Genomic DNA, 4,804 nt, shown 5'->3' with positions numbered 1-4,804 from the left:
AGGACTTCCCCGTTCTGGACCGAGTCGTCCACGACGGCAGGAAGCTCGTGTACCTGGACAACGGCGGCGGCCCGCACGGTTCCGGCGGCCCGCGCCGTCGCACTCGGACTCTCCGGGAGTACCGGACGACCGCCGTCAACGGTCCACGTTTCCCAGAGAGTTGATGGCATGTCAGCCCGGCGGGTGCGCCGGACGGGTGTGGACTGACGCTCGATTCCGCCGGGGGGTGACCTGTCCGGCCGTCGGCGCGTTGCCCGGGTATGACCCCCACGTACCCGGCGACCGGGCGTGAGCGCCGCATCTTCGTCCCCCGCCCGGCACAGACGCTTGTGCCGCCGCCGTCCCAGGACCCGCCGATCTACCGGGATCTGATGCGGGCCTGGGCGGACCGGGGCCGTACCCTGCCGGGCCGCCACGACCCGGAGTGGGCCAGGCTGGCGGCCCCGACGGTCCACCCGGGCCAGTTCAGCGATCTTCCGGGCCCGCCACATGACGGGCGATGACCATCCGCTGGATCTGATTGGTGCCCTCGACGATCTGCAGGACCTTGGCCTCGCGCATATAGCGTTCGGCCGGGAAGTCGGCGGTGTAGCCGTAGCCGCCCAGGATCTGCACCGCGTCCGTGGTGACCTTCATGGCGGTGTCGGTGCAGTGCAGCTTGGCCATGGCCGCCTGCTTGGCGAACGGCCGGCCCGCGTCCCGCAGCCGGGCGGCGGCCAGGTAGAGCGCGCGGCCCGCCTCGATCTGGGTGGCCATGTCGGCGAGCATGAAGCGCAGGCCCTGGAAGTCGGCGATGGGCCGGCCGAACTGGCGGCGCTCGGTGGCGTACCGGACCGCCTCGTCCAAGGCGGCCTGGGCCAGGCCGACGGCGCAGGCCGCGATGCCGAGCCGGCCCGAGTCGAGCGCCGACAGGGCGATGGAGAAGCCCTGACCCTCCTCGCCGAGGCGCCGGTCGTCCGGGACGCGGACGCCGTCGAGGTGCACCTGCGCGGTGGGCGAGCCCTTCAGGCCCATCTTCCGTTCGGGCGCCGCGCCGCTCAGGCCGGGCGCGTCGCCGGGGACGAGGAAGGCGGTGATCCCGCGCGGGCCGTCCTCGCCGGTGCGGGCCATCACGGTGTAGAAGTCGGCGATGCCGCCGTGGGTGATCCAGGCCTTGGTCCCGTCGATCACCCAGGTGTCGCCGTCGCGGACGGCCTTGGTGCGCAGGGAGGCGGCGTCGGAGCCGGAGGACGGCTCGGACAGGCAGTAGGCGCCGAGCAGGCCGCCGCCCAGCATCGCGGGCAGGTGCTCGACCTGCTGCTGCTTGCTGCCGTAGGTGGCCAGCGCGTAGGAGGCGAGCGTGTGCACGCTGACGCCGAGGCCGACGGTGAGCCGGGCGGCGGCCAGTTCCTCCAGCACCTGGAGGTAGACCTCGTACGGCTGGTCGCCGCCGCCGTACTCGGCGGGGTACGGCAGGCCCAGCAGGCCGGATTCGGAGAGCAGGGTGAAGACCTCGCGCGGGAAGCGTCCCGCGTCCTCCTCCTCCGCGGCCTTCGGCGCGATCTCGCGCTGGGCGATCTCCCGGACGAGGGCGAGCAGGTCCCTCGCCTCTTCCGTCGGCAGTTGACGCTCCACCGGCTGCGGCGCGCGGTCGGACATGGCGTCGGCTCCTCCCTGTTCGGACACCGGCGGCACGGCCCGTGGTGGGGGCGGCTCCGCCTGATCGTTCCGCTGTGCCGAGGCGCCCGCCTCCGGGTCTCGGAAGCTGCTGACCAGCGGCATGCGCTGTGAGTATGCCCGATCGGCGACCTCCCGTCACCAGTTAACGACCGCTTACTTCAGGATTCCGGCGCGGGCTTCACTCGTCCGTGAAATTGGTCCGCACCATTGACCTACTGGTCTAGTCCTCCTACTGTGCAGCCCACGCCTTACCGCGTTCATGCCAATCGGCGCGCCTTCCCCTCCCCCACGAGGAGACACCCGATGCACACTCCCCACCGCTCGCTCGTCCGGGCACTCGTCTCGGCCGCGTGTACCGCCGCGCTCGGCGCCGGCCTGCTGGCCGGGACGGGCACCGCCACCGCGGCGGCGCCGAGCGCCCAGGAGGTCACGGCCGGCTCCAAGGTCGTCGGCTACTTCACCGAATGGGGCACCTACGACCGCAAGTACTACGTCAAGAACATCGAGACCTCGGGCTCCGCGGCCAAGCTGACCCACATCAACTACGCGTTCGGCAACGTCACCGGCGGCAAGTGCGCCATGGGCGACTCCTACGCGGCCACCGACCGGGCCTACACCGCGGCCGAGTCCGTGGACGGCGCCGCCGACACCTGGGACCAGCCGCTGCGCGGCAACTTCAACCAGCTGCTGAAGCTGAAGAAGAAGCACCCGGGCCTGAAGGTCCTGTGGTCCTTCGGCGGCTGGACCTGGTCGAGCGGCTTCGGCGAGGCCGCGAAGAACCCGGCCGCCTTCGCCCAGTCCTGCTACGACCTGGTGAAGAACTCCCAGTGGGCCGGTGTCTTCGACGGCATCGACATCGACTGGGAGTACCCGAACGCCTGCGGCAACACCTGTGACACCAGCGGGCGGGACGCCTTCCGCACCCTGATGGCCGCGCTGCGCGCGAAGTTCGGCTCCGGGAACCTGGTCACCGCGGCGATCACCGCGGACGCCACCAGCGGCGGCAAGATCGACGCGGCGGACTACGCCGGTGCCGCGCAGTACGTCGACTGGTACAACCCGATGACGTACGACTACTTCGGCGCCTGGGACGCGAAGGGCCCGACCGCCCCGCACTCCCCGCTGACCTCCTACTCGGGCATCCCGAAGGCGGACTACAACACCTCCGCGACGATCGCCAAGCTCAGGGGCCTCGGCATCCCCGCCTCGAAGCTGCTGCTGGGCCTCGGCTTCTACGGGCGCGGCTGGACCGGCGTGAACCAGGCGGCGCCCGGCGGCACGGCCACCGGCCCGGCGGCCGGCACGTACGAGCAGGGCATCGACGACTACAAGGTGCTCAAGACCAAGTGCCCGGCGACCGGCACGGTGGCCGGCACGGCCTACGCCAAGTGCGGCAGCGACTGGTGGAGTTACGACACCCCGGCGACCATCGCCACCAAGATGACGTACAAGAACCAGCAGGGTCTCGGCGGCACCTTCTTCTGGGAGCTGAGCGGCGACACCGCGAACGGTGAGCTGATCAAGGCGATCAACTAGCCCGGTCGGCCACCCCGGCCGTCCGTCCGCCCGTCAGTCGTCCCGGCGGGCGGGCGGCGGCGGAGGCGTCCCGGGAGGCCGGCGACCGGTCCCGGCGCCGCGCCGCTTCGAAGCGTCGGTTCAGAGCAGTCCGAGCTGGGTCACGAGCATCGCGAACACCGCGACGAGGACCCAGCCCACGACGTGCTCGAGGAGGTCGGGGCCGTCTTCCCTGGGGCCGCCGGTGACGGCGCGGGCGGCGGTGGCCGGGTGTGCGGTCATGGTGTCACTCACAGAAATCGGACGTCTACGGCGTAAATCCCCCACCCCTGTCGTCCACCATGCCACCCGCGACGGCGTTCGCGGCGATGAGCTTGGTCACAGGGCGGCCGCTCAGCGCACGCCCACCGCGGCGAGCGCCCTGCGCTGGTGCGGGGTCGGATGGGCCGGGAAGTACAGGTAGCAGACCCCTCCGGTGCCGGAGACGACCTTGCCGGAGGCGTTGTACCGCTTCGTCCGCAGCCAGATGTTCTCCCATTCGCGCCGTTTGTAGACGCGCCGCACCGCCTCGTCACTCGGCGAGGCCGGGTCGTTGGCGATCACGTCCCCGTCGGCCGTGAAGCCGACGACCGTCATCAGGTGGCCTGCGGTGCCGTAACCGGCCCCGGTCAGCTCGCTCTTGAGGAACGACTGGGAGGTTATGGCCGGGATGCCGGCCGCGATCAGCGTCTCCAGGTCGGTGAGCGAGGCGAGCCGGGTGACCACGCCCTGCACGCCCGCGAAGGTGGCCGCGTAGGCGGCGTTGAAGGGCCAGTTGCCGCAGCCCTGGTACTGGTGGTCGTAGGTGGAGCGGGCCGCGTGGCACACCTGCGGATCGGCGTAGGCCGGGTCCACCCAGGACAGCTGCTCGGGGGTGAGCCGGCCGCCCCAGTACTCGATGATCATCTGCGAGGAGGTCGGGCTGCACCAGGCCTCGCCGCCGTTGTCGTACTCGGGGTACTGGCCCTTGTGGATCTCCTGCGAGTAGCGCGGGACGGCCAGTTCCTGGGCGAGGCCGGGGGTGGAGGCCGGGACGGTGAAGCGGTCGGGGATGTCGGAGCCCATCGCGCCCAGCCGCCAGACGGTCGGGGTGAGCCGGGTGCCGGGCCTGCGGTAGAGGGTCAGGCGCAGCCGGTACGACGTCAGGCGCAGGCCGGTGCCCGTGTCGTCGATGGCGAAGGTGTCGGTCCACACGGTGCTCTTGCCGTCGCTCTGGCCGTCCACCGAGGTCCGCCGGATGTCCTGGTCACCGGCCGCCCAGCGGCCCAGCACGTACCAGGGCGTGTCGGTGCCGTCGGAGTAGGTGCCGCGCAGTTCGACCTGGAGCCAGGTGCCCTCGGGGGTGTGCGCGTTCCAGGAGGCGACGGCCTCGGTCGCGGGCACGGTGAGCCGGTGGGCGGGGCCGGTCCAGGTGGCGTACTCCCAGGCGGCGGTGGTGCCGGTGTGCGGGTCGGTGTAGTCGGTGCGGCCGGCGGGGGTGCCGATCACCACGCCGGGCCGGCGTCCGGCGACCGCCCGGGTGCCCTCGGCCGTCCCGGAGCGCCAGTCGCGGTACGTGGTCCAGGCGTGGTAGTCGATCGGGCGGCCCCGC

The 4,804-nt window shown here is 71.8% G+C and carries 4 protein-coding genes; 1 reads left to right on the top strand and 3 read right to left on the bottom strand.

Going from position 1 to position 4,804, the window contains the following annotated elements; translation table 11 throughout:
• Positions 1-465: 465 nt before the first annotated feature.
• A complete protein-coding gene (locus H5J33_RS23780) occupies positions 466-1,638 on the bottom strand; it encodes an acyl-CoA dehydrogenase (protein ID WP_181796936.1) in 1,173 nt (390 codons plus the stop codon).
• Between the two features lie 324 nt (positions 1,639-1,962).
• On the opposite strand from H5J33_RS23780, the gene H5J33_RS23775 reads away from it, so the two are divergent.
• A complete protein-coding gene (locus H5J33_RS23775) occupies positions 1,963-3,195 on the top strand; it encodes a glycoside hydrolase family 18 protein (protein WP_181796935.1) in 1,233 nt (410 codons plus the stop codon).
• A 120-nt stretch (positions 3,196-3,315) separates the two neighbouring features.
• On the opposite strand, the gene H5J33_RS23770 is transcribed toward H5J33_RS23775, so the two are convergent.
• Entirely contained in the window at positions 3,316-3,456 is a 141-nt protein-coding gene (locus tag H5J33_RS23770) for an SCO1431 family membrane protein (RefSeq protein ID WP_181796934.1), read from the bottom strand.
• Positions 3,457-3,567: 111 nt separating this feature from the next.
• Positions 3,568-4,804, bottom strand: a 1,237-nt coding sequence (locus H5J33_RS23765) for a peptidase C39 family protein (RefSeq protein WP_181796933.1), incomplete at its 5' end; no start/stop codon positions are given.

This window comes from Streptomyces sp. WELS2, from assembly GCF_013870595.1.
Taxonomy (GTDB): Bacteria; Actinomycetota; Actinomycetes; order Streptomycetales; family Streptomycetaceae; genus Streptomyces.
The sequence above is the reverse complement of the archived record's forward strand: the minus strand, read 5'-3'. Positions and strand labels throughout refer to the sequence as shown.